Origin of the sequence: Mesorhizobium wenxiniae, from assembly GCF_002284535.1 — a bacterium.
GTDB lineage: Bacteria > Pseudomonadota > Alphaproteobacteria > Rhizobiales > Rhizobiaceae > Mesorhizobium > Mesorhizobium wenxiniae.
The window spans coordinates 177337-202537 of record NZ_NPKH01000027.1 but is presented as its reverse complement, the minus strand read 5'-3'; the positions used below and the strand labels follow the sequence as shown (position 1 = coordinate 202537).

Sequence of the window (25201 nt, the reverse complement as noted above, 5' to 3'; positions counted from 1 at the left end):
TTACTTGATCTTGGTTTCCTTGAACTCGACGTGCTTCTTGGCAACCGGATCGTATTTGCGGAACGACAGCTTGTCCGTCTTGGTGCGGCTGTTCTTGCTAGTCACGTAGAAGAAACCGGTGTCGGCGGTCGACAGAAGCTTGATCTTGATGTTTGCGGCTTTGGCCATTGTGTTCGTCCGTTATGTTCGTGGAGTTTTGGCCGCTGGAGCACGGGGAAACACCCGGACGCGGGAAACTTGGCGCGACACATAAAGAACGCGCCCGGAAAGTCAACCCCGTGAGGCTTCGGTGCAGTCGCTTGTGCAAGCCGTGGTCAATATCAGAGCGAGCCGGCAGCCGAGAATGTTCCTAACTATGCGTCTTCCCTAACCGGCGGAGCGGCCTTCTTCAAGTCTCCCGTGGTGTTCCACCAGCGGTTCGGGTTGGAGCGGTCGTCCAAGCCCTTGGAGCGGCTGGCGAGGATCGGCTGAATGCGGATCACCGGCTCCTGATAGCTGTGGGCCTGGAATATCGCTTCGACAATGCGGGCGGCCAACGCCTGGTCGTCGGGCAGTTCGAACGACACCTCCACCGTGCCATGCCGTCTGCGCAATTCCGTCTCGGCGCCTGCAGCCGCGCCTTCGAGTGGCCGGTAGCGCTCGATGCCGTGCGCCGACTGGTAGGCATTGCTGTTGTATTTGCCCATGGTCAGCGGAGCGATCGCGACCACAGCTTCCATGATGCGGTCGACATCGGAGGCCGGCGCTTGAAAGGTCACAAGCAGCAGCAATTCCATCCGCACCGATTTCGTTTCAAACCCGGAGTCGATCATGGCGGCATCCTCAAATTCGTGGCGTGTTGCTGACAATCTACCCAGGTGCTGCTGACACGGTCATGTCAGCAGCCTTGCGCCACATGAGGCATCGATTGGGTCTTTCTACAGGATTTTTCGGGCGAGCCTGGCGCCGACCAGCGCGATATAGAAGGCGAAGAACACGCCGAGCGCCCAGCCGAAGCCGGAGGGTCCGAAAAGGTCCATGCCGATGCCGATCGCCTGCGGGCCGAGCACCATGCCGACGCCATAGCAGAGCACGAAGGCAGCGTTGGCCGAGGCCAGGTCGTGACCGGAAAGCTGCGAGCCGAGATGGGCCAGGCCGATCGTGTACATGGCTGCGACCACGCCGCCCCAGACGAACAGAAGCGCCGCCATCAGATGCCAGTCCTGCGCGAAGTGCGGCATGAAGATAGTGCCGGCAAGCCCGATGGTTGCACACACCAGAAGCAGATAACGGCGGTCGCTGACACGGTCGCTGATCATGCCGAGCGGGATTTGCAACAGCACGTTGCCGAGGCCGATCATGGTGAGCAGGAGGGCGGCATCGGCCTCGGAATAGCCGATGCGGTTGCCATAAACGGGGAACAGCGCAAAGCCGCCGGTCTCGACCGCGCCGAACACCAGCACCGCGGCGGTCGCCGTCGGCACCAACCAGATGTAGCGCAGGAAGTTGCTGGTTTCGCCATTGGAGACGATCGTCGGGCTCTCGTTGCGTGCCGCCAGAACTGGGATGGCGGCCAGCGTCACCAGCGCCATGATCACGCCGAAGGGCAGGAAGCCGGTGCTGCCGAGCTGGGCGAACAGCCACGGCCCGGCGGCAAATCCGAGCGACAGCACGGTGGCGTAGATGCCGAGGACGAGACCGCGCCGGTGTGGCGGCGCCGATGTGCTGATCCAGAATTCCGACAGGATGAACAGCACCGTCAGCGCGATGTGCAGCAGGACGCGCAGCGGAAACCACATCCAGAAGTCCGGCGCGAAATGGAAGCCGACAAAGGCCAGCACTCCCGTTGCGATCATGGCGAGCATCGTCCAGGCGACGCCGAACCGCATGGCGAGCGGGGTGGCGAGCGGTGCGCCGATGATCGAGGCGAGGCCGGCGACAGCGGTGTTGAAGCCGATCATCGACGCCGAATGGCCGCGCGTTTCGAGAATGACGCTGAGCAGCGGCATGCCGAGGCCGATGGCGATGCCGACGACACTGATCGACGAGATCGCCGCGATCATCGGCAGCCAATGTACGCGTTCCTCGACCTCTTGCTGGGTATCGACCGTCATGGGATGTGAATGCTCTATGCTCTACAGAATTTCGCGAACGAAGCGATTGCGGACAAGCCGGTAGAACGGCACGGAACCACCGGGACGCAGCAGCGGATCATCGACGAGCCGCTTTTCCAGCTCCTCGAGGATGGCCCTGGTGATGTCGGGAATATCAGCTTCTCTGGCCTTGGCGAGCGGCAGCCAGACCAGTTCCTCCAGCTCGTTGGTCGGACCGCCGTCCGGCAACTCCACGGCGACATCTTCGCGCCAGGCGCTGAAGAAGCGCGTATCGAAGCGCCGCACCCGGTTTGGCGGCGTGATAGCGCGCGCGATGAAGCGCAGCGCTTCCAGCGAGGGTCTTACGCCGTGCTCGGCAAAACCCTGCCAATCGCGCCTGGTCGTGGCGAAGGCGCCTTTTTGGCCGATCAGCAGGCCGGCTTCTTCATAGGTCTCGCGAATCGCCGACAGGGCGATGGCGCGGGCGCGGGCCGGGCTGGTGCGGCCGACGCCGGCGGTCAGCCTCGCCTGTTCCTCATGGTGCAACGCTGTGGCAACGGGAATTCGGCTGTCGGCCGGATCGGTACGACCACCGGGAAAGACGAATTTCCCCGGCATGAAGGCGTGACGGGCGTGGCGCCGGCCCATCAGCACCAGGAACTCGTCGCCCTTGCGGTCGAGCAGGATCAGCGTCGCGGCGTCGCGCGGGCGTATAGGCTTGGCGTCGAGCGCGATCCGCTGAACCTTGTCGACTTCCGCCTTGGTCATAACGTCCATGCGCACGACCTAGCGGAATCTTCTCCGATGCGAAAGTGGCGTCCAGCCATGCCGATTTGCGCCAGCCTCGGTTTCAAGCCTCGGGATGCGACTCGATCAGATCTTCTTCCCCACCGAAGCCGTGCATATAGAACGCCCATTGCAGGCCGATGACGGCGCCCTTGACCGGCTGCAGCAAGACGATCGCCATGAGGATGGTCAGCGGCACCCAGATGGCGATGTGCTGCCAGGTGGACAAAGTGGAGGTCGCTTCGACACCCATGAACGCGCCGAGCACGATGTGGCCGACGATAACAACCACCAGATAGGCCGGCAGGTCGTCGGCGCGGTGGTGATGGAGCTCCTCGCCGCAATGATCGCATTTATCGACGGTCTTGACGAAAGCGCGAAACAGCTTTCCCTCGCCGCAATGGGGGCAGCGGCTAAGCGCGCCACGCTTCATCGCCGTCCACAGCGGGCGGGCGATGCGGCCCGAATGATGTTCGCCGCCGAAAACCTGTTGGTTCATGTTCAAATCGCTTGGCATTATCGTCTCCTGCCGCGCGAGCCTGGACGCGATTGCGACGCGCGGGCGCGGCCTTTGGCCTTGTGAAACGACCGTTTGGAGCCGGGCAGCGGCTTTGGGTCGGTCAGCATCTCGAAACGCATCGCGCCGGCCATAGGCGCCACCTCGATCAGGCGAACCTCGACGCGGTCGGCAAGCTGATAGCCCTTGCCGGTGCGCTCTCCGAAAAGCGATCGGGCAGTTTCGTCGTATATATAGTAATCGCCGTCCAAGCTTGACACCGGGATGAAACCATCTGCGCCATACTGCGGCAATTGGACAAATAGTCCCGATTTGGTGACGCCCGAAATGCGTGCATCGAAACGATCGTCGACACGTTCGGCCAGATAGGCGGCGATCAGCCGGTCGACCGTGTCGCGCTCGGCGGCCATGGCGCGGCGCTCAGTGGCCGAGATCAGTGCTGAAACCTCTTCCAACCGCTCCGCCTCATCTTGCGTCAGTCCGCCCGCACCAAAGCCGAGGGCGGCAATCAGCCCGCGATGCACGATCAGGTCGGCATATCTACGGATCGGCGAGGTGAAATGCGCATAGCGTTTCAGGTTGAGGCCGAAATGGCCGATGTTGCTGGGCGAATATTCGGCCTGCATCTGGGTGCGCAGCACCACCTCATTGACCAGACCCTCATGGTTGGCGCCGCGGACGCGATCCAGAATCCCGTTGAACTGGTTGGGCCGCATCTGCGCCCCGCGTGCCAGCGACAGGCCAAGCGTCTGCAGGAATTCGCGCAGCGATTCCTGCTTGGCGAGCGAAGGCGCGTCATGGATGCGATAGACCAGCGCCTGCCGTTTCGCCTCCAGCGTCTCGGCCGCCGCGACATTGGCCTGGATCATGAATTCTTCGATCAGCTTGTGTGCGTCGAGCCGCTCCGGCACGACGACCCGGTCGACGGTGCCGTCCTCCTTGAGCAGGATTTTCCGCTCAGGCAGTTCAAGCTCGAGCGGCTGGCGCGTCTCACGGCCGCGCTTGACGACGGCGTAGGCATCCCACAGCGGCTTCAGCACCGTGTCGAGGATCGGGCCGGTCTTGTCGTCCGGCGCGCCGTCGATCGCGGCTTGCGCTTGCGGATAGGCGAGTTTCGCCGCCGATTTCATCATGATGCGGTGAAATGAATGCCTGAGCTTGCGGCCATCGGCCGAGAAGGTCATGCGGACCGCCAGCGCCGGGCGGTCCTGGCCGTCGCGCAGCGAACAAAGGTCGTTGGAGATGCGCTCCGGCAGCATCGGCACGACGCGATCCGGGAAATAGACCGAATTGCCGCGCTTCAGCGCCTCGCGATCGAGCGCGGTGCCATAGCGCACATAAGCGGCGACATCGGCAATCGCTACGGTAACCACCACGCCGCCGGGGTTCTTTTCGTCCGGATCCGATATGGCGAACACCGCATCGTCATGGTCCTTGGCGTCGGCTGGATCGATGGTGACCAGCGGCAGCTTGCGCCAGTCCTCGCGGCCGGCCAGCGTCGCCGGTTTGACCGCCTCTGCCTCGGCAATGACGTCTGCCGGGAAAATATGTGGAATGTCATGCGCGTGGATGGCGATCATCGAGACCGCCTTTTCGTTGGTCAGCGAACCGAGCACCGTCAGCACCTTGGCTCTGGGCAGTCCATAGCGGGAGGCCCGCGCCGGCTCGACCTCGACCAGATCGCCGTTCTTGGCGCCGTTCTGGAATTCCTTGTCGACGACCAGCTCCGGCTGACGTCTTTCGACAGGCTCGATGCGGAAGGTGCCGTCCTGCAGAACGCGAAAAACGCCGAGAACGGCATCGGTGCGCTTCTCGAAGATCTTCATCACCCGCCCAGTGTAGGCGGGGCCCGTCGCGTCATCGATTGGAAAGGTCTTGGCCAGCACGCGGTCGCCGATGCCCGGTGTCGGGCCGCCGCCGCGCGACACGCGGATCGCTATGACAGGAGGCTCGCCGTTGCCCACGGCTTCGGTTGGGTGCGCCAGCAGCACGCCGTCGGCGTCTCGGCCAAATATGTCGAGCACGGCGACATGGGCGACGGCGCCGACGCGGGCCAGCCGCTTGCGTTCCTTGGTCAGCAGGCCCTCATCCTGCAGGTCGCGCAAAATGTCTTTCAGCCAGATACGGTCCTCGCCGCGCAGCGCAAACGCCTTGGCGATGTCGCGTTTTCCTGAGCGATCCGGATTTTCGGCGATGTAGCGCAGGATCTCGTCGCGGGACGGCCGGTAGTTATCCCTAACCTTGGCTCTCGTGTCGGCGGTGCGCAGATCGCCATGACTTCTTCCGGATACCCTGCGCGCCACGATGCTCTATCCCTTTTTGTTGGCCACTTTCTTGGCCGCTGGTTTTTGGGCCGCCGGTTTTTTGGCCGCCGCAGGCTTTTTGGCAGGTGCGGCCGCTTTGCGGAAGGGCTTTCTGCCGCCATTGCCGCCCTTGGCTTCCTTCTCGGCAATCAGCGCCAACGCGTCCTCGATCGTCACCGACTGCGGGTCCTTGCCCTTCGGCAGCGTCGCGTTGACCTTGCCGAAATTAACATAAGGCCCGTATTTGCCGTCACGCACGACGATCTTACCGCCGCCAGCCGGATGCTCGCCGAGCTCCTTCAAGGCGGCGGGCGTGCCGCCATTGCGGCCGCCCGGGCCCTTCAACTGCTTCTCGGCAATCACAGACACGGCGCGGTTGAGACCGATCGAGAACACGTCCTCGATATTGTCGAGATTGGCGTAGGTGCCGTCATGCAGCACGAACGGGCCGTAGCGCCCCAGCCCGGCCGAGATCATCTTGCCGGATTCCGGATGCTTGCCGACGTCGCGCGGCAGCGACAGCAAGGCGAGTGCCTTTTCGTGGTCGATCGAATCGACCGTCCAGCCCTTGGGCAGGCTGGAGCGCTTGGCTTCCTTTCCGTCGCCGCGCTGGATATAGGGGCCGAAACGACCGGTGCGCAGCGTGATTTCCTCCGCCGTGTAGGGGTCCTTGCCAAGCACCTTGGTGCCGTCCTCGCCATTGCCGTTTTCGCCATTGGGATTGGCGGCGTCGCCGAGCTGGCGGGTGAAGGAGCATTCGGGATAGTTCGAACAGCCGACAAAGGCGCCGAATTTGCCGAGCTTCAGCGACAGGTTGCCGGTGCCGCATTTCGGGCAGATCCGGGGGTTCGAACCGTCTTCCCGCGCGGGAAACACGAGCGGCGCCAGTTCTTCGTTCAATGCATCGAGCACGTCGGTGACGCGCAATTCCTTGATGTCGGCGACGGCGCCCGAAAAATCCTTCCAGAAATCGCGCAGCACATCCTTCCAGGCGAGCTTGCCGTCCGAGATTTCGTCCAGTTTTTCCTCGAGCGAGGCGGTGAAATCATATTCGACATAGCGCTCGAAGAAGCTTTCGAGGAAGGCCGACAACAGCCGCCCCTTGGCCTGCGGTACAAGCTTGCGCTTGTCGATGGCGACATAGTCGCGGTCCTCGAGCGTCTTCAGGATCGCCGTATAGGTCGATGGCCGGCCGATGCCGAGCTCTTCCAGCTTCTTGATCAGCGAAGCCTCCGAATAGCGCGGCGGCGGCTCAGTCGTGTGCTGGGTGGCGTTGATCGCCTCGCGGTCGAGCTGTTCGCCGGCACGGATCTCGGGCAGACGGCGGTTTTCCTCGTCTTCCGAATCCTCGTCCTTCTGCTCGGTATAGGCGGCAATGAAACCGTCGAAGCGAACGACCGAGCCGACGGCGCGAAGCTCGGCCGTGCGGGCGCCATTGACCGCCTCGATCTCGACCGTGGTGCGCTCGATCTCGGCCGGCTGCATCTGGCTGGCGATGGCGCGTTTCCACACCATCTCGTAGAGCCGGGCCTGGTCGGCATCGAGATATTGCCTGACCGAAGCCGGCGTGCGCATGAAATCGGTCGGGCGGATGGCTTCGTGCGCTTCCTGGGCGTTCTTGGCCTTGGTGGTGTAGTAGCGTGACTTTTCGGGCAGGTATTTTGGGCCGAATTCCTTGGCAATGGCATCGCGGGCGGCCGAGATCGCTTCAGGCGCCATCTGCACGCCGTCGGTGCGCATATAGGTGATCAGGCCGGCAGTCTCGCCGCCGATATCCATGCCTTCGTAGAGCCGCTGCGCCACCTGCATGGTGCGGCTGGCCGAGAAGCCGAGACGCGAGGAGGCGGCCTGCTGCAGCGTCGAGGTGGTGAAGGGCGGACCTGGATTGCGCTTGGTCGGCTTGGCTTCGACCGACAGCGCCTTGAAGGTCGCGCCTTCGAGCATCGCCTTGATATCGTCGGCCTGCGCCTTGTTCGAAATGTCGAGCTTTTGCAGCTTCTTGCGGTCGAAGGCGGTCAGCCGCGCCTCGAAATTTTCCTTGCGCGGCGTGCCGAGGAGAGCTGATATCTGCCAGTATTCCTCGCGAATGAAGCGCTCGATCTCCAATTCGCGGTCGCAGACGAGGCGCAATGCCACCGACTGGACGCGGCCGGCGGAACGGGCGCCGGGCAGCTTGCGCCACAGCACGGGCGACAGCGTGAAGCCGACGAGATAGTCGAGCGCGCGGCGAGCGAGATAGGCGTCGACCAGCGGCGCATCGATCTGACGCGGAGTGGCCATAGCTTCCAGCACCGACGATTTGGTGATGGCGTTGAAGACGACGCGGCTGACCGGCTTGTCCTTCAGCGCGCGCTTCTGCTTCAGCACTTCCAGAACGTGCCAGGAAATGGCTTCGCCCTCGCGATCCGGATCGGTGGCGAGGATGAGGCCGTCGGCGTCCTTGACCGCCTTGGCGATGTCGGCAAGACGTTTGCTCGAGGCGGTGTCGACAGCCCAGGACATGGCAAAATCCTCGTCCGGACGCACCGAGCCATCCTTGGCCGGCAGATCGCGGACGTGGCCGAACGAGGCCAGGACCTTATAGTTCTTTCCGAGGTACTTGTTGATTGTCTTCGCTTTGGCCGGCGATTCGACGACGACGACGTCCATGAGGTCTCATATCAGCTGTGGTGCGGCAGAAGAATTCCGCTGCGCGCGACGAAATCTCGTACAATTGTCGCTCACATGACCGCGCTTTTGCATCCGGTCAAGGGGAAGCGCCCAAAATGCAGTCCTGCATTCAGCCCGCAGCCCAAGGGTGCGTCATGTGATATCCGCAATCCCGGATAGGGGGAGCGGCTGCCCTACCGTTGGACAAGCCGGCAATGGATCCGGGAGAAACGGGACAAAATCTTCCGCGGATATAAGAGAAACATCGATCGTGCGCCAGCCCCCGCTGAAGAGACGTTCGGTAGGATGCTCTGTTGGCGGGCGGGCCAGGCGTGGCGAGTGGGGCTCGTATGTCCATCGGGACAGTACAAGAAGCTGGCCGCCGGAAGGCCTGCAGGGATACGCGGCAGTCAGCGATTTCGCGCCGGTCAAGGCGGGATGCAGGTTCGGGACTAGTCGGCTTTGGCTATGTGCCAGACGCCGCCGACGCCAGCCTTCTTATCCTCGATGAACATGTACAGCGGCTTGCCTTCATAGGCCCACATCTTGGTGCCCTCGGTGCGGTCGACGATCGTCCATTCGCCCTCGGCCTTGGCGTCGGCCTCCGTCTTCAGCGGCGGCCAATTGGTGGCGCATTTGTCGGAGCAGTTCGACTTGCCGTCTCGTCCTTGTCGTAGGTGTAAAGGGTCATGCCGTTGGCATCGGTATAGATCTTGGTGCCGCCTACATCGGCTTCCTTCCATGCTTCGGCGGCATAGGAGGCGGCGGTGCCGAGTAAAAGCACCGCCAGCCCAACTGTGATCGATTTCATGGGTTCCCCCTGATATGATCGAGAAGCGCGCGGAAAGCCGCCGCCTCGTTGCATCAACGCGCCTGGTGTGTCGTTTCTTCGTCGATGCAGGGCGGCAACTTGCCACGCAATGGTGATTGGCGGACAAACCCGTGCGCCGCTATATCGGCGCCGATACAGTTGGAGTTTCGGGAAATGGCATTGGATATCGGCTATGTCAGCGCGGTCGGGGCGGGGGCGATCTCGTTCCTGTCGCCTTGCGTGCTGCCGCTGGTGCCGCCCTATCTCTGCTACATGGCCGGCGTGTCGGTCGATGATTTCCGCGGCAATGCCGGCGTCGCGGCCAAGGCCGACGCACGCGCCGCGCTGCTTTATGCTTCGATTGCCTTCGTTCTCGGATTCTCGACCGTGTTCGTGGCGTTGGGCGCCGGCGCTTCGACTATCGGACGGCTGCTGCGCGTCTGGCAGGAGCCGCTGGCCATGGCGGCCGGCGTGCTCATCATCCTGATGGGGTTGAACTTCCTCGGCATATTGCGCATCCCGCTGCTGTCGCGTGAGGCGCGCTTCCAGTCGCAGGGCAAGCCGGCCAGTATCGTTGCCGCCTACGTCATGGGACTGGCCTTCGCCTTCGGCTGGACGCCGTGCATCGGACCGGTGCTGGGGCCGATCCTGACGCTTGCCGGCGGCCGGGAGACGGTGGGCGAGGGCGCGGCTCTGCTCGCCGCCTATTCGCTCGGGCTCGGCATACCGTTCCTGATCGCGGCGCTGTTTTCCGGCGCCTTCATGCGCTTTCTCTCGAAATTCCGCGTCCATCTCGGCCGGGTCGAAAAGGCGATGGGCGCGCTGCTGGTCGTCGCCGGCGTCTTTTTCCTGACCGGCGGGGTGCAGGCAGCGTCCTATTGGCTGCTGGAGAATTTCCCGATGCTGGGGCAGCTGGGATAGGCTTGTTGCCCATATAAGCTGGAATTGCGCGCACAGGATTGAATTGCGGACCCGCTAACCTGGAGTCAGCTGCTCCACCACCTCACCGGAATTTAACCGCATTGGTGCAGCATGGCGCCAGTGCTAGACATGCCTTGATTTCCAACCCTTTTTATATGGTTGCCCTTCCATGAGCCAGAGAACCTGCCTGTCCGTCATCCTCGCCGCCGGCGAAGGCACGCGCATGAAAAGCGCTGTGCCAAAAGTACTGCACCCGATCGCCGGTTTGCCGATGGTCGCCCATGTCGTGAGGGCTGCGGAAGCCGCAGGCAGCGGTGATCTGGCGCTGGTGATCGGTCATGGCGCGGACGAGATGCGCAAGGCCACGCAAAAGTTGGCGCCGAAGGCGGAGACTTTCGTACAGGACAAGCGGCTCGGTACGGCGCATGCTGTTCTGGCTGCTCGCGACGCGATATCAAAGGGTTACGACGACATCCTGGTGATGTTCGGCGATACGCCGCTGATCGATCCGGAGGTGCTGACCGTTGCGCGCCGGAAGCTGGCGGAAGGCGCTGCCATCGTTGTGGTCGGCTTCCGCACGTCAAATCCTTCCGGCTATGGCCGGCTGATCGAAAAGGGCGGCAAGCTCATCGCCATCCGCGAGGAAAAGGACTGCACCGACGAGGAGAAGAAAATCACCTTCTGCAATGGCGGGCTGATGGCGGTTGCCGGCAAGCACGCGCTGCAGCTGCTCGACCAGGTCGGCAACGACAACGCCAAGGGCGAATATTACCTGACCGACATCGTTGAGATCGCCGGCGGGCAGGGTTTTGATGTCGTTGCCGCAGAAGCCGGCTTCGAGAATGTGCTCGGCATCAACAACCGCGCCGAACTCGCCGCGGCGGAAGGCATCTGGCAGACGCGCCGGCGGCGCGAGGCGATGCTCTCCGGCGTCACATTGATTGCGCCAGAAACCGTGTTCTTCTCATACGACACCCAAATCGGTGCCGACACGATCGTCGAACCCAATGTCTGGTTCGGACCGGGCGTGAAGATCGCGACGGGCGCCAAGATCCATGCCTTCAGCCATCTTGAAGGCGCGACGATCGCTTCCGATTGCGACGTCGGGCCGTTCGCGCGGCTGCGGCCGGGCGCCGATCTCAAGCAAAAGGCCAAGGTCGGCAATTTCTGCGAGGTCAAGCAGGCGACGATCGAGGAGGGGGCCAAGGTCAATCACCTGACCTATATCGGCGATGCCCGCGTCGGCGCCGGCGCCAACATCGGCGCCGGCACCATCACCTGCAACTACGACGGCTACTCGAAGTTCTTCACCGACATCGGCGAGGGCGCCTTTATCGGCTCGAACTCCTCGCTGGTGGCGCCTGTTACAATCGGCAAGGGCGGCTACATCGCTTCGGGCAGCGTGATCACCGAAAGTGTCCCGGACGATGCGCTGGCCTTTGGCCGCGCCCGCCAGAGGACGCTTGCCGGCAAGGGCAAGGAATTGCGCGAGCGTTTTGCTTCGGCCGCGGCGGTCCGGAAAAAAGCCTAGCCGCGACGACTGCATCATGTCTTTGACGGATTTCAGGCACCGCTGAGCGCGATAGGATGCCCGTACGGAGAAACTGAGCGATTGCGGTAACCGGATTGCAAGAGCGCCCTGTCATGGTGCATCTGTGCAAGACCGTTGCGGCTGCTACGCAACGAAATGCAATGTGATTTTCGCGGCAGACCGGCCATCCCTAAATAGCGCCGGGTTTCTGCGGGGAAACGGGGAAAACGGCAATGTGCGGTATCGTAGGAATTGTTGGTCATTCGCCGGTCGCGCCGCTCATTGTCGACGCGTTGAAACGGTTGGAGTATCGCGGCTACGATTCGGCCGGCGTTGCCACTGTCGAGGACGGCCAGCTCGGACGCCGTCGCGCAGAAGGCAAGCTGGTCAATCTCGAGCGCCGGCTGAAGGACGAACCGCTCAATGGTATGATCGGCATCGGTCATACGCGCTGGGCAACGCATGGCGTGCCCAACGAGACCAATGCGCATCCGCATTTTTCCGATGGCGTCGCCATCGTCCATAATGGCATCATCGAGAATTTCGCCGAATTGCGCGACGAGCTGATGCGCGACGGCTACACATTTTCATCACAGACCGACACCGAGGTCGTCGCACATCTGGTGGGGCGCGAATTGGCCAAGGGCCTGAAGCCGGTCGAGGCCGCGCACCAGGCGCTGAAGCGGCTGGAAGGCGCCTTTGCGCTGGCCATCATGTTCAAGGGCGACGAGGACCTCATCGTCGGGGCACGCAACGGCCCGCCGCTGGCCGTCGGCCATGGCGACGGGGAGATGTTCCTAGGCTCCGACGCCATCGCGCTTGCCCCCTTCACCAATTCGATAACCTATCTGGAGGACGGCGACTGGGCGGTGGTGCGCCGCAACGAGGTCGCCATCTTCGACATGGACGGCAACAAGGTCGACCGCAAGCGCCAGCAGTCGCTCAGCACCAGCTTCATGGTCGACAAGGGCAACCGGCGCCATTTCATGGAGAAGGAAATCCATGAACAGCCCGAAGTGATCTCGCACACGCTGGCGCATTATGTGGATTTTGTCGGCGGCGTATCGAAGCCGCTCGACCTGCCGTTCGATTTCGCCAAAATCGACCGGCTGGCGATCTCGGCCTGCGGCACTGCCTATCTCGCCGGCCTGATCAGCAAATACTGGTTCGAGCGCTATGCGCGGCTGCCGGTCGACATCGATGTCGCTTCGGAATTCCGCTACCGCGAGATGCCGCTGTCGAAGACAGACGCCGCCTTCTTCATCTCGCAATCGGGCGAGACCGCCGACACGTTGGCCTCGCTGCGCTATTGCCGCAAGGCGGGCATGAAGATCGGCGCGGTCGTCAATGTCCGCGAATCGACGATGGCGCGCGAGTCCGACGTCATCCTGCCGACGCTGGCCGGGCCGGAGATCGGTGTCGCCTCGACCAAGGCCTTCACCTGTCAATTGTCGGTGCTGGCCTCGCTTGCCGTGCGGGCCGGCGTGGCGCGCGGAACGATCTCGCGGGAGCAGGAAACGACGCTGGTACGTCAACTGTCGGAAGCGCCGCGCTATGCCAACCAGGTCTTGAAGCTCGACGGGCAGATCGAAAAGGTCGCACGCGACCTCGCTCACTATAAGAATGTGCTCTATCTCGGCCGCGACACCAATTTCCCGCTGGCCATGGAAGGCGCGCTGAAGCTCAAGGAAATCTCCTATATCCATGCCGAGGGCTACGCCGCCGGTGAGCTGAAGCACGGGCCGATCGCGCTTATCGACGAGAACATGCCTGTCATCGTCATCGCCCCGCATGACCGCATCTTCGAAAAGACCGTATCGAACATGCAGGAAGTGGCGGCACGCGGCGGCAAGATCATCCTGATCACCGACAGCAAGGGTGCCGCACACGCCACGGTGAAGACGATGGAGACGATCGTGCTGCCGGACGTGCCGGAAATCATCTCGCCGATCATCTACGCGCTGCCGATCCAGATGCTGGCCTATTTCACCGCCGTGTTCATGGGCACCGACGTCGACCAGCCGCGCAACCTGGCGAAATCGGTGACTGTGGAATAGGCGTGGTTTAAAAAATTTCGCGGTTCCAAAGCGGATTGCGGTTCATTAATGTTGCGCCGCAATCAGTGCTGCGGTGAACCATGTCCGATGCGCCCAAGACCTCAGGCATGACCCGGCTGCGGAATTACTTCCTGACAGGCTTTGTCGTCTGCGCGCCGCTGGCGATCACCGCTTACATCGCCTGGTCCTTCATCGGCTGGGTCGATTCCTGGGTGAAGCCCTATATTCCGGCGCGCTACAACCCCGATAGCTATCTGCCGGCGCCGGTTCCGGGGTTCGGCCTGATCGTCGCCTTGATCCTGATCACCCTGATCGGTTTCTTGACCGCCAATATAGTCGGCCGCGCTATCGTCTTGTTCGGCGAACGGCTGCTCGGCCGCATGCCGCTGGTGCGCGGCATCTATGGCTCGTTGAAACAGATCTTCGAGACCGTGCTGTCGAACAAAGGTGACATGTTTCGCCAGGTCGGGCTGGTCGAATATCCGCGCAAGGGCGTCTGGTCGCTGGTCTTCGTCGCCAGCGACAAGGAAACCGAAATCAACCAGAAGCTCGACCAGGAAGGTGATCCGCTAATCGCGGTTTTCATGCCGTGCGCGCCCAACCCGACCACGGGCTTTCTTATGTATGTGCCGAAATCCGACATCGTGCTGCTCGACATGACGGTCGAGGACGGCGCCAAGTTGATCGTTTCGGCAGGCTTGGTGGCGCCGGCCGTCAAGACGAAAATGGTGACGTTGAACGGCAAATCGATCGGCGGTCAGATCGGCAGTCCGCCTGTGGATGCCGAGCCTCAGCCGGCGCGCAAGAGCCGCACCGCCTCGTCGCGGCCGAACAAATAAAGCAGCATGCGAAGGGCGGCGCCGCGTTTGGATTGCAGCTCGGGATCGCGCGACAGGATCAGCCGCGCGTCGTCGCGGGCGGCTTCGAGCAGGTCGGCATGCGCTTCGATGTGCGCCACCTGGAAACCCGGCGTGCCGGACTGGCGGGTGCCCAGCAGCTCGCCTTCGCCACGCAGCTTCAGGTCCTCCTCGGCGATGCGGAACCCGTCCTCGGTCTCGCGCATCACCGACAGCCGGCGCGTTGCCGTCTCGCCGAGCGGATCCTTGTAGAGCAGCACGCAGGAGGACGGTTTGTCGCCGCGACCGACCCGGCCGCGCAACTGGTGCAACTGGGCGAGGCCGAAGCGCTCGGCATGCTCGATGACCATGATCGTCGCATCCGGCACATCGACCCCGACCTCGATGACCGTGGTGGCGATCAGAATGCGTGTCTCGCCGGCCTTGAAGGCGCGCATCGCCTCGTCCTTGTCGGCGCCCTTCATGCGCCCGTGCACCAGGCCGATCCGGTCGCCGAACAGCGGCTTTAGCGAGGCAAAGCGGTCCTCCGCCGACATCAGCCTGATCTCTTCGGATTCCTCGACCAGCGGGCAGATCCAGTAGATCTTCTGGCCGTCGGCGACGGCGTCGCGCATGCGGCCGACCAGTTCGTCGAGCCGCTCGAGCGGCAGGGTGACGGTGCGGATCGGCTGGCGACCGGCCGGTTTTTCGGTCAGCTTCGACACGTCCATGTCGCCGAAAGCGGTCAACACCAGCGTGCGCGGGATCGGCGTCGCCGTCATCACCAGCATGTCGGGGGCATCGCCCTTGGCGGTGATGGCAAGCCGCTGGTGGACGCCAAAGCGGTGCTGCTCGTCGATGACGGCGAGGACGAGGTCGTGGAACGTCACCGTTTCCTGGAACAGGGCGTGGGTGCCGACGACGATGTCGATCTCGCCATTGGCCAGACCGGCCAGCGTGTCAGTGCGCTCGCGGCCCTTTTCACGGCCGGTGAGGATGGCGATGCGCAGGCCGGCTTGTTCCGCCAAAGGCGCAATCGTCGCAAGATGCTGGCGCGCCAGGATTTCGGTCGGCGCCATCAAAGCCGCCTGGCCGCCGGCCTCGACGGCGCGCGCCATGGCGAGTAGCGCGACCACCGTCTTGCCGGAGCCGACATCTCCCTGCAAAAGCCGCAGCATGCGTTCGGGATCGGCGAGATCGGCGTTGATTTCGGCCAACGCGAATTCCTGGCTGGGAGTCAGCGAATAGGGAAGGGCGGCGCGCAGGTTTTCGACGACGCGGCCGTCGCCGACCAACGGTCGTCCGGACAAGCGGCGGACTTTTGCGCGCACCAGCGCCAGCGACACCTGGCCTGCCAGAAACTCGTCATAGGCGAGACGCCGCCAAGCCGCGCCGTCGACGGACACGTCGATCGGGTCGGCGGGATTGTGGATGCTGGCGAGCGCGTCGCCGAAGGCAGGAAAGGTGCGGCGGCGCAAAAACTCGCCATCCTGCCATTCCGGCAGCACCGGCAAGCGAGCGAGCGCTTGGCCGATTGCGCGGCGCAGTACTTTTCCCGAGAGCCCGGCGGTGAGCGGATAGACCGGCTCGACCAGCGGCAGGTTTTCCGCTTCACTGGCCAGCGCGATGTGGTCTGGGTGGACCATGGTCGGCCGGCCGTTGAACCATTCCATTCGACCCGAGACCACGACATGCTCGCCCTGGGGCATCGCCTTTTCGAGATAGGCGGCGTGTGCATGGAAGAAGGTCAGCGCGATCTCGCCGGTGTCGTCATGGGCGTACACCCGGTACGGCACCGATCTGTTGCCGCGCGGCGGCGGCTGGTGGCGGTCGATGCGTACTTCGAGGGTGACGATCGCGCCTTCGGCCGAACCGGCGATGCCCGGCCGGTTGCGGCGGTCGATCACCGTGTGGGGCAGCACGAACAGAAGATCGCCGGCGCGCGCCGCTCGGTCGCCGAGATCGGCCGGCACGATTTTCTCGATCAGTGCGCCGACCTTCGGCCCGACGCCGGCAAGCGAGGTGATCGGGACAAACAGCGGATCGAGGAGGGAAGGACGCATGATGTCAGCTTATGTCGCGACAGCCGCAGCGCAAGGCTGACACCGCCTTCTATCCACGCTATATGCCCCGCTTCAGGCAAGGATACTGGACGATGACGGGAACGGGACGATCAAGCGAGGGGCTCGACGCCCGCCGCCGCAAGCTTCTGTTTCGGTCCTGGCATCGCGGCATGCGCGAAATGGACCTCATTCTCGGCAGTTTCGCAGACGCCGAGATCGGCGCCTTGACCGGCGACGAACTCGACCAATATGAGAGGCTCCTCGACGTTCCCGACACCGAATTCCTGCCCGTGGTCACCGGCGAGCGCCCAGTTCCGGCTGATATCGAGTGTGCCGTCCTGCAAAAGATCTTGGCGTCGCGCCAGGCGATGACATTCTGAATACGTGATTTCATGAGCTTGATCCCCACCATTGGCCTGCCGAAAGGCCGCGCCGGCCAGTTCATCGTCGACGGTGTCGCCGACGGCTACGAAGCCTTTGCGCTGGTGCAGGCCGCGCACGAGATCGCGCCCGACAAGCCGGTGCTGTTCGTGGCGCGCGACGGCCAGCGCCTGCCTTCGATCGTTGAGGCGCTGTCATTCGCCGCGCCAGGCCTGCCGGTGCTCGAACTGCCAGCCTGGGATTGTCTGCCTTACGACCGCGTCTCGCCCGGGGCGGATGCTGCCGCACGGCGTCTGGATGCGCTCACCGCGATGATCGCGCTGGTGAAAAAACCGCACCGCGCCGTCATCCTGACTACCGCCAATGCGCTGCTGCAGCGCATTCCGCCGGCAAGCCTTATCGAGGCGCAGACCTTCCACGCCAAACCCGGCAACCAGATCGACATGAATGCACTGGTGTCGCGACTGGAGACGTCAGGCTTCGAGCGGGTGCCGACCGTCCGCGGCATCGGCGAGTTTGCCGTGCGCGGCGGCATTCTTGACCTGTTCGCACCCGGCTGGACGGAAGCGCTCAGGCTCGATTTCTTCGGCGACACGCTGGAATCAATCCGCGTCTTCGACGCCGCCACTCAGCGCACCACCGGCCAGCGCAAGTCGATGGCGCTGCAGGCGATGAGCGAAGTGGCGCTGACGCCGGAGACCATCAGCCGTTTCCGCCGCAGCTACATCGAAGCCTTTGGCGCGCCTTCGCGCGACGACGGGCTCTATGCGGCGATCAGCGAGGGACGGCGTTTCGCCGGCATGGAGCACTGGCTGCCGTTCTTCTATGAGCGGCTGGAGACGGTGTTCGACTATCTGCCGGACACGCCTGTCGTGTTCGACCATCTGGCGCATGAGGCGCTGGCAGAACGTCATACGCTGATCCTGGACCACTACGAGGCGCGCAGGAAGCAGGCGGACGGCGCGCTGAAGGACGCCGTTCCGTACAAGCCGGTGCCGCCGGACCTGCTATATCTGTCGCCCGAAAACCTCATCGCCTCGCTTGGGCCGCGCGAAGCGGTCGACTTCACGCCCTTCGATGCGCCCGATGCCGGCGCGAAGAAAATCTTCCATGCCGGCTCGCGGCAGGGCCGCAGCTTCGTCGAGGAACGCGCCGATCCCACCATCAACGTCTTCGACGTCGTCGTAAAACACATTGCCGATGAGCGGGCCGCCCGCCGCCGCGTCGTCGTCGCCGGCTGGACAGAAGGTTCGCTAGACCGGCTCGGCCAGATCCTGGCTGAACATCATCTCGGCAATCTCAAGCCGGTGGCCACGCTGGCCGAGGCGGAAAAGCTCGAACCAGGGCAGGCGGCACTTGCCGTGCTGCCGCTCGAATCCGGCTTCGAGACCGAGAAACTGGTCGTCGTCGCCGAGCAGGACATTCTGGGTGACCGGCTGATCCGTCGCTCGAAGCGCAAGAAACGCGCTTCGGACTTCATCGCCGAAGCCTCGGCGTTGTCCTCCGGCGACATTGTCGTCCACACCGACCACGGCATTGGCCGCTTCATCGGGCTGCGCACTATCGAGGCGGTCGGTGCGCCGCATGATTGCCTAGAAATCCATTATGCCGGCGACGACCGGCTGTTTCTGCCGGTTGAGAACATCGAACTGCTGTCACGCTATGGCTCGGATTCGGCCGAAGCGACATTGGACAAGCTTGGTGGCGGCGCCTGGCAATCGCGCAAGGCGCGGCTGAAGCGGCGGCTGCTCGACATGGCCGGCCAGTTGATCCGCATCGCCGCGGAGCGGCAGATGCGCGCCGCTCCTTCGCTGGTGCCGGCGGAAGGTCTCTATGGTGAATTCTCCGCGCGGTTTCCCTATGAGGAAACCGACGACCAGCAGACGGCGATCGATTCGGTCATGGGCGATCTGGGCGCTGGAAAGCCGATGGACCGGCTGATCTGCGGCGACGTCGGCTTCGGCAAGACGGAAGTTGCGCTTCGCGCCGCCTTCATCGCGGCGATGGAAGGGTTTCAGGTCGCGGTGGTGGTGCCGACGACGCTTCTCTCGCGCCAGCATTTCAAGACCTTTTCGCAGCGTTTCTCCGGCCTGCCGATCCGCGTCGCTCAGGCCTCGCGGCTGGTTGGCGCCAAGGATCTGGCCGAGACCAAGAAGGGCATCGCCGAAGGCACGGTCGACATCGTCGTCGGCACTCATGCGCTGCTCGGCGCCTCGATTTCGTTCAAGAATCTTGGCCTGTTGATCATCGACGAGGAACAGCATTTTGGCGTCAAGCACAAGGAACGGCTGAAGGACCTGAAGAGCGACGTGCATGTGCTGACGCTGTCGGCAACGCCGATCCCGCGCACGCTGCAACTGGCGCTGACCGGCGTGCGCGAACTGTCGCTGATCGCCACGCCGCCGGTCGACCGCCTGGCGGTGCGCACCTTCATCTCGCCCTTCGACCCGCTGGTCATCCGCGAAACCCTGCTCCGGGAACGCTACCGCGGCGGTCATTCCTTCTACGTCGTGCCGCGCATCAGCGATCTGGCGGAAATCCATGATTTCCTGCGTGAATCCGTGCCCGAGCTGAAAGTGGCCGTCGCTCACGGCCAGATGCCGCCCGGCGAGCTGGACGACATCATGAATGCCTTCTACGACGGCCAGTACGATGTGCTGCTGTCGACCACCATTGTCGAATCCGGCCTCGATATCCCGACCGCCAACACGCTGATCGTGCATCGCGCCGACATGTTCGGTCTGTCGCAGCTCTACCAGCTGCGCGGCCGCGTCGGCCGCTCGAAGGTGCGCGCCTATGCGCTGTTCACGCTGCCGGCCAACCGCAAGCTGACCGACACCGCCGAGCGCCGGCTAAAGGTGCTGCAATCGCTCGACACGCTGGGCGCTGGTTTCCAGCTCGCCAGCCACGATCTCGATATCAGAGGCGCCGGCAATCTTCTCGGCGAAGAGCAGTCGGGCCATATCAAGGAGGTCGGCTTCGAGCTCTACCAGCAGCTGCTGGAGGAAGCTGTCGCCGAGGTGAAGGATTCCGGCGAGGTTCAGGATGGCGGCTGGTCGCCGCAGATCGCCGTCGGCACGGCGGTGATGATCCCGGAAAGCTATGTTCCGGACCTGCAGCTACGGCTGGCGCTCTACCGCCGCCTCGGCGACCTCGAAAACACTGAGGAGATCGATGCCTTTGGCGCAGAACTGATCGATCGGTTCGGCCCGCTGCCGGAGGAGGTGAAGCATCTGCTGAAGATCGTTTTCATCAAGGCGCTCTGCCGCAAGGCCAATGTCGAGAAGCTCGATGCCGGACCAAAAGGCGTTGTCATCCATTTCCGCAAGCGCGAGTTTTCCAATCCTGTCGGGCTGGTCACGTTCATCGGCGAGCAGGGTTCGCTGGCCAAGATCCGGCCCGACCAGAGTGTCGTCTTCAGCCGTGACTGGCCAACACCTGAAAAGCGTCTGGCCGGGGCCGCGGTCGTCATGACGCAATTGGCTCGGCTGGTGGAGAAGGCTGCCTAGCAAGGCGTTGCTGTGCTTTGGCCAATGACTACGCCGGCAGTTCCTGGCGCATCACGGCCATTCGCCACACGTCCAAATCCGGTCTAGAATAGGAAATCGGCTTCGTGTATGGAGCCGCGAGCCACATTTTGGGGCGAAATGGCGGGCGATAGCACCCGCTGGAAAGAACGTTGGGTGCAACGATGACGAAATGGTCGCCGAATTCGTGGAGAGCAAAGCCGATCCAGCAGGTTCCTGCCTATCCGGATCTTGCCGCGCTGAAGAACACGGAAGCCCAGCTCGCCACCTTTCCACCGCTGGTTTTTGCAGGTGAAGCACGCAAGCTGAAGAAGCAGCTTGCGACCGTCGCTGCCGGTGACGCATTCCTTCTTCAGGGCGGCGATTGCGCCGAGAGTTTCGCCGAGCACGGCGCGGACAACATCCGCGACTTCTTCCGCGTCTTCCTGCAGATGTCTGTGGTGCTGACCTTTGCCGGCGCGCAGCCGGTGGTGAAGGTCGGCCGTGTTGCCGGCCAGTTCGCCAAGCCGCGCTCGTCCGACAACGAGACCAAGGGTGGCGTGACGTTGCCCAGCTATCGCGGCGACATCATCAACGGCATCGAGTTCGACGCCAAGTCGCGTGTTCCCGATCCCGCACGCCAGGAAATGGCGTACCGCCAGTCGGCGGCGACGCTCAATCTTTTGCGGGCCTTCGCCCAGGGCGGCTACGCCAGCCTGGAGAACGTGCATCAATGGATGCTGGGCTTCGTTTCGGACAGCCCGCAAGGCGAGAAATACGAGTCGCTCGCCAACCGGATCACCGAGACGATGGACTTCATGAAGGCCGTCGGCATCACCTCGGAGACCAATTACGCGCTGCGCGAGACCGACTTCTACACCAGCCACGAGGCGCTGCTGCTCGGCTATGAGGAGGCGCTGACCCGCGTCGATTCGACCTCGGGCGACTGGTATGCGACCTCCGGCCATATGATCTGGATCGGCGATCGCACCCGCCAGCCCGACCATGCCCACGTCGAATACTGCCGTGGCATCAAGAACCCGCTGGGCCTGAAATGCGGCCCGTCGCTGACGCCGGACGGCTTGCTGCAGCTCATCGACCTGCTCAATCCGGAGAACGAGCCCGGCCGGCTGACGCTGATCGCGCGCTTCGGCTCCGAGAAGGTCGCCGACCATCTGCCGAAGCTGCTGCGGGCGGTGAAAAAAGAAGGCCGGAGCGCGGTGTGGTCGTCGGACCCGATGCATGGCAACACCATCGAGGCCGCCGGCTACAAGACGCGGCCGTTCGACCGCATCCTGAAGGAAGTTCAGACCTTCTTCGAGGTGCATCGTGCCGAAGGCACGCATCCGGGCGGCATCCATATCGAGATGACCGGCAAGAACGTCACCGAATGTACCGGTGGCGCCCGCGCCATCACCGCCGAGGAGCTGCAGGATCGCTACCACACCCATTGCGACCCGCGCCTCAACGCCGACCAAGCGATCGAGCTGGCGTTCCTGGTGTCGGACCTGCTTAAGAAGAGCCACCCGGTCCAGCACAAGCAGGCCGTCAACGGCTGATTTCAGTCGCATGGAACCACGGCATAAAGTGATCAGAGCACTCAAGAATATGACAAGAGCCAAGGCAGGTAGCCCGGAGATACCCGACGCTGATGAGCCGCCAAGTGGTCCGGGTTCCTCAGAGGCTGGGGATTTCTCCGGCGCTTCTTGATCGATGGCGCAATTTAGCTCAGGGCCACATTGGCGCTTTTGGGGTCGCGGTCGGGTTCATAGCTGGCAGTTCGAACACGCCCGCTTTGTGTCGCATTTGCTCGCGCGCGGCGGCCATAAAACTGGAATCCTGCCGCAATGCCGGGGATGGCGACCGCGTTGGGAGGGGCGAGATGGACGACACTCATACCGGGTCATGCCTGTGCGGAACCGTGCGCTTTAGGACGCGGGGGCCATTGCGCGGCGTGATCTATTGTCACTGCTCGCAATGCCGGAAGCAGAGTGGTCACTTCTACGCTGCAACCAATGTCCCCGAAGGGAACATCACAATATCAGGTGTCGAGAGCATCACTTGGTACGAAGCGTCTTCGTTTGCAAAGCGCGGCTTTTGCAAGACATGCGGCTCTCTGCTGTTCTGGAAGCCACGGCAAGATGCCTACATCTCGGTTCTGGCGGGACTATTCGACGAGCCCACGGGACTTCAGGGGCAATGTCACATCTTCGTCGGCGACAAGGGCGACTACTACACGATCAACGATGGGCTGCCGCAGTTCGAGAAGTCGACGCCGTCGATCAAGGTCGCGGATGAGTGAGAAGGTCGCCGACGAATGATTTTTGAAGAGATCGCCTTATTCCCTTGATCCGGCCATTGCGCTATCCCCTGCCGGTGATTCGGAAAGGTTTGGCATGCAGCGGCTGATCGATGCTTTCTTTAATTCAGTGCGGGCATTTCGCAAATTGGCTTCCAGCGAAAAAGCCTTCCAGCAGGAGCTGATGCTGCTCGTGCTGGCGTTGCCGCTTGGCTGGTTTGTTTCGGTGTCGTGGCGCGGCTATGCGTTGTTGATCGGGGCGGTGCTGCTCCTGATCATGGTCGAAGTGCTGAACACCGGCATCGAGGCCGCATGCGATGCGTTCAGCCGGGAATTCAACGTCGATATCCAGCTCGCCAAAGACTGCGGTTCGCTGGCGGTGCTGATTTCGGTGGTGATCGTTGCCGGCGTCTGGGGCATCGCCATCATCGAGCGAATCTTGGGGCTACCGATCTAATCCCTCACCTCTCATATGGCGGTTACCAAAGGAGACCGTCATGTCGGACGCTACTGATTCTCTTCTGCTCGAGCGTGCCGGCTTGCCCGATGATTTGCGCTGGCTGACTGAGAAATATCCGCGCGAGATCTGGCAGGCGCATTCCAACCTCCATGGCATCGCCACTATGTGGCTGCAGCGGCACGACATGTTCCGCGAGCTCGGCGGCATGCTGACCAACGGTATCGGCGACTATCACGAGGGCAGGCTGACGGGGCCGGAGTTCGCTCGCTGGTTCACGCCGCGCCTCAACCATTTTCTTAGCAATCTCGACGGTCACCACAATGTCGAGGACCATCATTATTTCCCGGTATTCGCCAAAGCCGAGGTCCGGCTGAAGCGCGGCTTCGAGATTCTCGATGCCGATCATCACACGATCCATGAGGGGCTGGAGCGCAATGCCGAGACCGCGAACGCCTTCATCCGCACGCTTCAGGACAGCGAGGACAAGCAGCGCTTTGCCGCCGATGCCTATGCCGACGAGAACAGCCGGCTGATCGCCATGCTGACCCGGCACCTTGCCGATGAGGAAGACCTGATCATTCCGCTGATCCTTGATCGCGGCGACCGGGCGCTCGGCATGGACTAGGATGTGTGGATATCCAGGTGATGCCGGCCTGCAAATGGCGGCTTCCTGGCTTCCGGTGCTCACGTACCCAAAAGTACGCTGCGCTCCGGTTCTCGGGACCCACCTGTTTGGTCGCTTCGCGCCCGTCTTCGACTCCGACTCGGCCTGACCTGAATCTCAACACATCCCGGAGCAAGGTGAGGTCAGGTTTGGTCGACCCTTACGTTTCCTTGCTACGCTCCTTTTTGGCAATGGTGTGAGCGATGAACCAGGCGAGGACCGCCGCTGCCAACCCAATCGCCAGGGCGATCAGCAATCGCTCGTGACGGACCAACGCCTGGCCGACGATGCGCTCCGCGCCCAGCCCGAACACATAGCCGATGGTGGTGAACAATCCGGCCCAGACCATGGATGAAATGGCGTTGAGAATGACAAAGCGCGTCACGGCAATGCCGGACAATCCGGCCGCGATGCCGCCGACAAGGCGCAGGCCGTAAATGAAGCGGTTCGACAGCACGAATATGTCGGGATGGTTGGAGACGAGACGATAGGCGTGGCTGAAGCCTGGCCGACCTCTCAATTTGATCACAAGCGGATGATTGGCAAAGCTTCGTCCGAGGGTGAAGAATAAAGTGTCGCCGACAAAGGCGCCGATGGAGGCCGCCAGAAACGCCTGCCACAGGACGAAGACATGCTGATGGGCGAAAAACCCGCCAAGCAGGGCGGCACTTTCGCCCTCGGCGACACAGCCCAGAAAGACGGCAATCAGCCCGTATTGTTCGACGAGATGGTGGATGGCATCCGTCATGAACGCGTCCGTTGCTTCGACAGAATCTCGTCGATCCGCTTCACCTGTTCGGCCAGCTGGGCGATCTCGTCGCGCATGCCAACGATCTGGCTGTGGCGCAGTTCGTCCAGCTTCTCATGCAGCGCCATGATCTCGATCTCGGCCTTGAGATTGACCTCGTAGTCATGGGCGGCGTCGATGCGGTCGCGCTCGGTCTGGCGGTTCTGCGCCATCATGATCACCGGCGCCTGCAGCGCAGCGATCATGGACAGCACGAGGTTGAGGAAGATGAAGGGATAGGGATCGAAGGCATCGCGCGACAGGAGCCAGACATTGCCTGCCGTCCACAGGATCAGGAAGGCGATGAAGCCAAGAATGAAGGACCACGAGCCGCCGATCCGGGCGATGGTGTCGGCGAGGCGGTCGCCAAACGTCTGATGAAAAGCGACGGCCTTGTTGGTGTCCTTCGAGATCGTGGTGCGTTCGAGCGTTGATTGCAGCACCCGGTTTTCAGGTGCGCTGAGGCCGTCCGGCTTTCGCTTCAGCCAACGGTTCGCCAGTTCCTCGATCGTCTTGTTCATCGTCGCCTCCGTCGTCAGCGATAGAGGTAGAGGCTAC

General features: G+C 62.8%; 20 protein-coding genes and 1 pseudogene. 10 read left to right on the top strand and 11 right to left on the bottom strand.

The window, feature by feature from the left end:
- The 8 genes and pseudogenes from rpmG to CIT31_RS22965 all read right to left on the bottom strand — a co-directional run bounded on the left by rpmG (nt 1) and on the right by CIT31_RS22965 (nt 9138).
- The gene (gene rpmG / locus CIT31_RS23000) at nt 1–168 is read right to left on the bottom strand and encodes a 50S ribosomal protein L33 (protein ID WP_006201775.1); all 168 of its coding nucleotides are present in this window, start codon (nt 166–168) and stop codon (nt 1–3) included.
- 185 nt (nt 169–353) lie between these two features.
- Entirely contained in the window at nt 354–812 is a 459-nt protein-coding gene (locus CIT31_RS22995) for a YqfO family protein (RefSeq protein WP_029353014.1), read from the bottom strand.
- Nucleotides 813–917: 105 nt separating this feature from the next.
- On the bottom strand, nt 918–2093 hold the full coding sequence (locus tag CIT31_RS22990) for an MFS transporter (protein WP_095520500.1): 1176 nt from the start codon (nt 2091–2093) through the stop codon (nt 918–920).
- Between the two features lie 21 nt (nt 2094–2114).
- Nucleotides 2115–2849, bottom strand: coding sequence for an NUDIX hydrolase (locus CIT31_RS22985; protein WP_095520499.1), 735 nt, complete (start codon nt 2847–2849; stop codon nt 2115–2117).
- 73 nt (nt 2850–2922) lie between these two features.
- Nucleotides 2923–3375 (bottom strand): DUF983 domain-containing protein, encoded by a 453-nt coding sequence (locus tag CIT31_RS22980; RefSeq protein ID WP_095520498.1) that lies wholly within the window; start codon nt 3373–3375, stop codon nt 2923–2925.
- Nucleotides 3375–5678 carry a ribonuclease R gene (rnr, locus tag CIT31_RS22975; protein ID WP_095520497.1) on the bottom strand — a complete coding sequence of 768 codons (2304 nt, stop codon included), beginning with the start codon at nt 5676–5678 and terminating at the stop codon, nt 3375–3377. Before rnr ends, CIT31_RS22980 begins: the two co-directional genes overlap by 1 nt.
- A 6-nt stretch (nt 5679–5684) precedes the next feature.
- Entirely contained in the window at nt 5685–8327 is a 2643-nt protein-coding gene (gene topA / locus CIT31_RS22970; RefSeq protein ID WP_095520496.1) for a type I DNA topoisomerase, read from the bottom strand.
- Between the two features lie 452 nt (nt 8328–8779).
- Nucleotides 8780–9138: pseudogene (locus CIT31_RS22965) on the bottom strand (COG4315 family predicted lipoprotein).
- 174 nt (nt 9139–9312) lie between these two features.
- Between CIT31_RS22965 and CIT31_RS22960 the strand changes: the two are divergent.
- From CIT31_RS22960 to CIT31_RS22945, 4 genes are all read left to right on the top strand, one after another.
- Nucleotides 9313–10059, top strand: a complete 747-nt coding sequence (locus CIT31_RS22960) for a cytochrome c biogenesis CcdA family protein (protein ID WP_095520495.1) — start codon at nt 9313–9315, stop codon at nt 10057–10059.
- Between the two features lie 169 nt (nt 10060–10228).
- The gene (glmU, locus tag CIT31_RS22955) at nt 10229–11590 is read left to right on the top strand and encodes a bifunctional UDP-N-acetylglucosamine diphosphorylase/glucosamine-1-phosphate N-acetyltransferase GlmU (protein WP_095520494.1); all 1362 of its coding nucleotides are present in this window, start codon (nt 10229–10231) and stop codon (nt 11588–11590) included.
- A 233-nt stretch (nt 11591–11823) separates the two neighbouring features.
- A complete protein-coding gene (glmS, locus tag CIT31_RS22950) occupies nt 11824–13647 on the top strand; it encodes a glutamine--fructose-6-phosphate transaminase (isomerizing) (protein ID WP_095520493.1) in 1824 nt (607 codons plus the stop codon).
- An 80-nt stretch (nt 13648–13727) separates the two neighbouring features.
- The gene (locus CIT31_RS22945) at nt 13728–14486 is read left to right on the top strand and encodes a DUF502 domain-containing protein (protein WP_095520492.1); all 759 of its coding nucleotides are present in this window, start codon (nt 13728–13730) and stop codon (nt 14484–14486) included.
- Here the strand turns inward: CIT31_RS22945 and recG are convergent.
- A complete protein-coding gene (gene recG, locus CIT31_RS22940; RefSeq protein ID WP_095520491.1) occupies nt 14438–16546 on the bottom strand; it encodes an ATP-dependent DNA helicase RecG in 2109 nt (702 codons plus the stop codon). The genes CIT31_RS22945 and recG overlap by 49 nt on opposite strands.
- Before the next feature lie 92 nt (nt 16547–16638).
- Here recG and CIT31_RS22935 point away from each other — a divergent pair, with 92 nt between their 5' ends.
- The 6 genes from CIT31_RS22935 to CIT31_RS22910 all read left to right on the top strand — a co-directional run bounded on the left by CIT31_RS22935 (nt 16639) and on the right by CIT31_RS22910 (nt 23817).
- Nucleotides 16639–16926, top strand: coding sequence for an FAD assembly factor SdhE (locus CIT31_RS22935; protein ID WP_029353000.1), 288 nt, complete (start codon nt 16639–16641; stop codon nt 16924–16926).
- 12 nt (nt 16927–16938) lie between these two features.
- Entirely contained in the window at nt 16939–20436 is a 3498-nt protein-coding gene (mfd, locus tag CIT31_RS22930) for a transcription-repair coupling factor (protein ID WP_095520490.1), read from the top strand.
- Nucleotides 20437–20618: 182 nt separating this feature from the next.
- On the top strand, nt 20619–21992 hold the full coding sequence (locus CIT31_RS22925) for a class II 3-deoxy-7-phosphoheptulonate synthase (RefSeq protein ID WP_095520489.1): 1374 nt from the start codon (nt 20619–20621) through the stop codon (nt 21990–21992).
- A 323-nt stretch (nt 21993–22315) separates the two neighbouring features.
- Entirely contained in the window at nt 22316–22735 is a 420-nt protein-coding gene (locus CIT31_RS22920) for a GFA family protein (protein WP_095520488.1), read from the top strand.
- Between the two features lie 94 nt (nt 22736–22829).
- A complete protein-coding gene (locus CIT31_RS22915; protein WP_029352991.1) occupies nt 22830–23189 on the top strand; it encodes a diacylglycerol kinase in 360 nt (119 codons plus the stop codon).
- Nucleotides 23190–23229: 40 nt separating this feature from the next.
- Nucleotides 23230–23817: a hemerythrin domain-containing protein gene (locus tag CIT31_RS22910; RefSeq protein WP_095520487.1), complete on the top strand. Its 588-nt coding sequence runs from the start codon at nt 23230–23232 to the stop codon at nt 23815–23817.
- 199 nt (nt 23818–24016) lie between these two features.
- Here CIT31_RS22910 and CIT31_RS22905 read toward each other — a convergent pair whose 3' ends face one another.
- Both CIT31_RS22905 and CIT31_RS22900 read right to left on the bottom strand, forming a co-directional pair.
- Nucleotides 24017–24604, bottom strand: a complete 588-nt coding sequence (locus tag CIT31_RS22905) for a DedA family protein (RefSeq protein ID WP_095520486.1) — start codon at nt 24602–24604, stop codon at nt 24017–24019.
- On the bottom strand, nt 24601–25164 hold the full coding sequence (locus CIT31_RS22900; RefSeq protein WP_095520485.1) for a DUF1003 domain-containing protein: 564 nt from the start codon (nt 25162–25164) through the stop codon (nt 24601–24603). Before CIT31_RS22900 ends, CIT31_RS22905 begins: the two co-directional genes overlap by 4 nt.
- Nucleotides 25165–25201 lie beyond the last annotated feature (37 nt).

Bases quoted from the DNA above. Each gene is read 5' to 3' on its own strand.
- CIT31_RS22915 (WP_029352991.1), top strand. From the start codon at position 22,830: ATGCAGCGGCTGATCGATGCTTTCTTTAATTCAGTGCGGGCATTTCGC.
- CIT31_RS22910 (WP_095520487.1), top strand. From the start codon at position 23,230: ATGTCGGACGCTACTGATTCTCTTCTGCTCGAGCGTGCCGGCTTGCCC.
- CIT31_RS22985 (WP_095520499.1), bottom strand. From the start codon at position 2,849: ATGGACGTTATGACCAAGGCGGAAGTCGACAAGGTTCAGCGGATCGCG.
- CIT31_RS22990 (WP_095520500.1), bottom strand. From the start codon at position 2,093: ATGACGGTCGATACCCAGCAAGAGGTCGAGGAACGCGTACATTGGCTG.
- glmU (WP_095520494.1), top strand. From the start codon at position 10,229: ATGAGCCAGAGAACCTGCCTGTCCGTCATCCTCGCCGCCGGCGAAGGC.
- CIT31_RS22945 (WP_095520492.1), top strand. From the start codon at position 13,728: ATGTCCGATGCGCCCAAGACCTCAGGCATGACCCGGCTGCGGAATTAC.
- topA (WP_095520496.1), bottom strand. From the start codon at position 8,327: ATGGACGTCGTCGTCGTCGAATCGCCGGCCAAAGCGAAGACAATCAAC.
- recG (WP_095520491.1), bottom strand. From the start codon at position 16,546: ATGCGTCCTTCCCTCCTCGATCCGCTGTTTGTCCCGATCACCTCGCTT.
- CIT31_RS22900 (WP_095520485.1), bottom strand. From the start codon at position 25,164: ATGAACAAGACGATCGAGGAACTGGCGAACCGTTGGCTGAAGCGAAAG.
- CIT31_RS22905 (WP_095520486.1), bottom strand. From the start codon at position 24,604: ATGACGGATGCCATCCACCATCTCGTCGAACAATACGGGCTGATTGCC.
- CIT31_RS22935 (WP_029353000.1), top strand. From the start codon at position 16,639: ATGACGGGAACGGGACGATCAAGCGAGGGGCTCGACGCCCGCCGCCGC.
- rpmG (WP_006201775.1), bottom strand. From the start codon at position 168: ATGGCCAAAGCCGCAAACATCAAGATCAAGCTTCTGTCGACCGCCGAC.
- CIT31_RS22925 (WP_095520489.1), top strand. From the start codon at position 20,619: ATGACGAAATGGTCGCCGAATTCGTGGAGAGCAAAGCCGATCCAGCAG.
- mfd (WP_095520490.1), top strand. From the start codon at position 16,939: ATGAGCTTGATCCCCACCATTGGCCTGCCGAAAGGCCGCGCCGGCCAG.
- CIT31_RS22960 (WP_095520495.1), top strand. From the start codon at position 9,313: ATGGCATTGGATATCGGCTATGTCAGCGCGGTCGGGGCGGGGGCGATC.
- CIT31_RS22920 (WP_095520488.1), top strand. From the start codon at position 22,316: ATGGACGACACTCATACCGGGTCATGCCTGTGCGGAACCGTGCGCTTT.
- CIT31_RS22995 (WP_029353014.1), bottom strand. From the start codon at position 812: ATGATCGACTCCGGGTTTGAAACGAAATCGGTGCGGATGGAATTGCTG.
- glmS (WP_095520493.1), top strand. From the start codon at position 11,824: ATGTGCGGTATCGTAGGAATTGTTGGTCATTCGCCGGTCGCGCCGCTC.
- CIT31_RS22980 (WP_095520498.1), bottom strand. From the start codon at position 3,375: ATGCCAAGCGATTTGAACATGAACCAACAGGTTTTCGGCGGCGAACAT.